General features: G+C 64.2%; 3 protein-coding genes. 1 reads left to right on the forward strand and 2 read right to left on the reverse strand.

Translation table 11 applies throughout. The annotated features are described in order from the left end of the window. The coding region (leuS, locus tag MOV75_RS29500) for a leucine--tRNA ligase (RefSeq protein WP_247007079.1) at window positions 1-2,100 on the reverse strand (2,100 nt) is incomplete at its 3' end. Window positions 2,101-2,290: 190 nt separating this feature from the next. Between leuS and MOV75_RS29505 the strand changes: the two genes are divergently transcribed. Next, window positions 2,291-3,337: a GGDEF domain-containing protein gene (locus MOV75_RS29505; protein ID WP_246924451.1), complete on the forward strand. Its 1,047-nt coding sequence runs from the start codon at window positions 2,291-2,293 to the stop codon at window positions 3,335-3,337. Between the two features lie 69 nt (window positions 3,338-3,406). Here MOV75_RS29505 and MOV75_RS29510 read toward each other — a convergent pair. Beyond that, a partial coding sequence (locus tag MOV75_RS29510; protein ID WP_247007080.1) for a diguanylate cyclase occupies window positions 3,407-4,058 on the reverse strand: 652 nt, incomplete at its 5' end.

The following is a 4,058-nucleotide window of genomic DNA, read 5'->3' on the forward strand; positions in this document are numbered from 1 at the left end:
CGTCGGCGCGCCCTTGCCGAACTCGACGGAATCGTTCACCAGCCGCCACAGCCGCTGCACGAAGCGCGAGGCGCCCTGGACGCGCTCATCGCTCCAGATCACGTCGCGGTCGGGCGGGGAGTCCGACAGCATGAACCAGCGGGCGACGTCGGCGCCGTAGGTCTCGATGATGTCGTCGGGGTCGACCGTGTTCTTTTTCGACTTCGACATCTTCTCGATCGGGCCGATCTGGATGTCTTCGCCAGTCGTGAGCAGCGTGGCGCGGCGTTCGTTGCCGCCGACCTCGACCTTGACCTCGGCCGGCTGCACATAAGTGCCGTCGGCCTTCTGGTAGGTCTCGTGCACCACCATGCCCTGCGTGAACATGCCGGCGAACGGCTCGTCCAGTGCGATGTGCCCGGTCGCTTTCATCGCGCGGGTGAAGAAGCGGCTGTACAGCAGATGCAGGATCGCGTGCTCGACGCCGCCGATATACTGGTCGACCGGCAGCATCCGGTTGGCCACAGCGGGCGTCGTCGGCGCGTTCTCGTTCCAGGGATCGGTGAAGCGCGCAAAATACCAGGACGAATCCACGAAGGTGTCCATGGTATCGGTTTCGCGCTGCGCCTTGCCCCCGCATTTCGGGCAGGTGACGTGCTTCCACGTCGGATGATGATCCAACGCGTTGCCTGGCTTGTCGAAGCTCACATCCTCCGGCAGCACCACCGGCAGGTCGGCGTCCGGCACCGGGACCACGTCGCACTTCGGACAATGGATGACCGGAATCGGGCAGCCCCAATAGCGCTGGCGGGAAATGCCCCAGTCGCGCAGGCGGAAGTTCACCTGCCGCTCGCCGACCGGCGCGTTGCCGCGCAGTTCGTTTTCCAGGCGTTTTGCAACTTCGTCCTTGGCCTGCTCGATGGTCATGCCGTCGAGGAAGCGCGAATTGATCATGCGGCCGTCACCGTCATAGGCGGTGTCGGTGATCACGAATGTCTTCGGGTCCTGCCCTTCCGGGCAGACCACGGGCGTGTTGCCGAGATTGTACTTGTTGACGAAGTCGAGGTCGCGCTGGTCGTGGGCCGGACAGCCGAAGATCGCGCCGGTGCCGTATTCCATCAGCACGAAATTCGCGACATAGACCGGCAGCTTCCAATTCGGGTCGAACGGGTGCACCGCGCGGATGCCGGTGTCGAAACCCTGCTTCTCCGCGGTGTCGATGATCGACTGCGCGGTGCCGATCTTCTTGATGTCCGCGATGAATTCCGCGAGTTTCGGGTTCTTCGCGGCGGCTGCTTGAGCCAGTGGATGATCCGCCGAGATCGCCATGAACTTCGCGCCGAACAGCGTGTCCGGGCGCGTCGTGAAGATCTTCAGCTCACTCTCTCCGGCCGGCGTCGTCGCCGCATCCAGCGCAAAGCGGACCAGCAGGCCTTCCGAGCGGCCGATCCAGTTGCGCTGCATCAGCCGCACCTTGTCGGGCCAGCGATCGAGCCCATCAAGCGCCGACAGCAGCTCCTGAGAGTACTTCGTGATCTTGAAGACCCACTGGCTCATCTCGCGCTGCTCGACGATGGCACCGGAGCGCCAGCCGCGGCCGTCGATCACCTGCTCGTTGGCGAGCACGGTCATGTCGACCGGATCCCAGTTGAGCTTGCGCTTCTCGCGCTCGGCGAGGCCCGCGCTGAGCATGTCCAGGAACATCTTCTGCTGATGCTTGTAATAGCTGGGATCGCAGGTCGCGAATTCGCGCGACCAGTCCAGCGACAGCCCGATCGAGCGGAGCTGCTTCTTCATTGCGGCGATGTTGTCGTAGGTCCAGGCTTTCGGCGCGACCTTGCGCTCGATCGCAGCATTCTCGGCCGGCAGGCCGAAGGCGTCCCAGCCCATCGGGTGCAGCACGTTGAACCCCTTGGCGCGCATGAAGCGGGCCAGCACGTCGCCGAGCGTATAATTCCGGACATGGCCGATATGGATGCGCCCGGACGGGTAGGGGAACATCTCGAGCACATAATATTTCGGCCGCGAATCGTCGTTCTTGGAGACGAAGATCGCCTGCTGGTCCCAGAGGCGTTGCCAGCGCGGTTCGGCGTCGCGGGCGTTATAGCGTTCGGAGGTCATGGAATCGTTGGGGTTTTCGTGGGTTCGGCCGGCTCAAGACGGCGGACTAGGCCATAAAAGTCCGTAACGGGTCAATGGCTTGCCGCGATCTGGAACTATGCCCGCGCCTCCGCATAACTACGAGGCCCGTGTTGGGGCGCGATTAAGGGCTCGCTGCCAATTTGCGGCCTGACAGGACCGCATGACCACGATGGATTCGAGCTTCGACGATCCCGATTACGACTATGCGGCCTCCATCGCCGGACGAGCGATGCGCAGCATGGCTGAACAGCGGATTGCGCCGACCCCGGCTAATTTTGCTGTCTGGTTCCAGTATTTCGCCGGCAGCCATGACGATCTGCGCAATGCGATCGATCTGTTGATCGACCACAATCGTCCCTTCGACGCCCGAACCAATCAGGACCTGTTCGAGACCTACGTCGCACCCCAGGTCAGTGCCGCGGTGATCGACACGTCCGAGCGGCTGCAGGCTCTCATGGGGACGGCGAGGGAATTTCTGGCGACCGCGATCGCTGACAACCATTCGCAGATGCAGGTCATCAGCCAGGTGGCGGACCAGGGCAAGGCCGGTGTCGATCCCAAGGCGCTGGTCGCTCAGCTCATGAACGAGCTGGCGCGGGCCGCCACAAGGGCGACGCTTCTGGAAGAGGGTTTTGCGGAAAAGACCCGCGAACTCGACGTCATTCGCGATTCGCTATCGAGGTCCGAGGAGCGCGCCCGGACCGACACGCTGACGGGCCTCGCAAACCGGCGGGCGCTCGACGAATTCCTGCGCAAGGCGCAGGCGACCGCGGCATGGGGCGAGCCGCTCAGCGTGCTGATGCTCGACATCGATCACTTCAAGGTCTTCAACGACAATTTTGGCCACGGCGTCGGCGACCAGGTGCTGCGTCTGATGGCGAAGGTGCTGCGCGAAAAGGTTCGCGAGCAGGATCTGCCGGCCCGCTACGGCGGCGAGGAGTTGATCGCGGTGCTGCCGGATGCCGATCTTGCCACTTCCGCCGAGATCGCCGAGCGGATCAGGCGGGCGATCGCCGAATGCAGGATCACCCGTCGCTCGACCGGTGAGATTCTGCCCAATATCAGCGTGTCGATTGGCGTGGCGCAGTACCGGATGGGCGAAGCGATCACCGATCTCGTCGAGCGCTGCGACCGCGCACTCTATCTCGCCAAGGGCGGCGGTCGCAACCGCGTGGTGACGGAGATCGAGCTCGATCGCGCGAGAGCTGCCGGCTAGCCGTGGACCTCGGGGCATTGCCTCCCGCCGCAAGCGGAGCGAGGCGAGGGTGACGCTACTCGGCCGAGCTCAGCCCGCTGCCAGCATCATCTCGGCTGTGCCGGTCTCGATCACCTGCACGCCGTGCTCGACGACGTTGTTGCGGCCGCGGTGTTTTGCGGCGTAGAGCGCGGCGTCGGCGGCTTCGATCAAGTCGCCCGGGCGCAAGCTCTCATTGGGCTTCGTCGCGGCAACGCCGATCGAGACCGTGACGATCATATGAGCTGACGTGATGTGCGGCAGGCAGAGCTTCAGCACGGCCGCGCGCACCTGCTCGCCGATTTCGACGGCGCGCGTCACGTCGGTGTTCGGCAGCAACAGGCAGAATTCCTCGCCGCCGTAGCGCGCCGCGAAGCCCATGTTGTCTGCGGCAATGCCGGACAGGGATTCGCCGAGCCTGGTCAGGCAGGAATCGCCTTCGAGATGGCCATAGGTGTCGTTGAACAGCTTGAAATGGTCGACGTCGATCATCAGCAGCGCGAGGTCACTGCCATATTGCTGCGCGCGCATCCACTCGAAGTCGAGCCGGCTCTGGAAGCCGCGCCGGTTGGCGAGCCCCGAGAGCATGTCGATCGAGGCCATCACCGTCAGCCTGTCGTTGCTCGCGATCAGCTCGCGCTCGCGCTGGCTCAGCTGCGCGGCCATCGCGTTGAACGCGCGGGCCAGCGGCACGAACTCGGCC

It is taken from the genome of Bradyrhizobium sp. PRIMUS42, assembly GCF_023006515.1.
Lineage (GTDB): Bacteria > Pseudomonadota > Alphaproteobacteria > Rhizobiales > Xanthobacteraceae > Bradyrhizobium.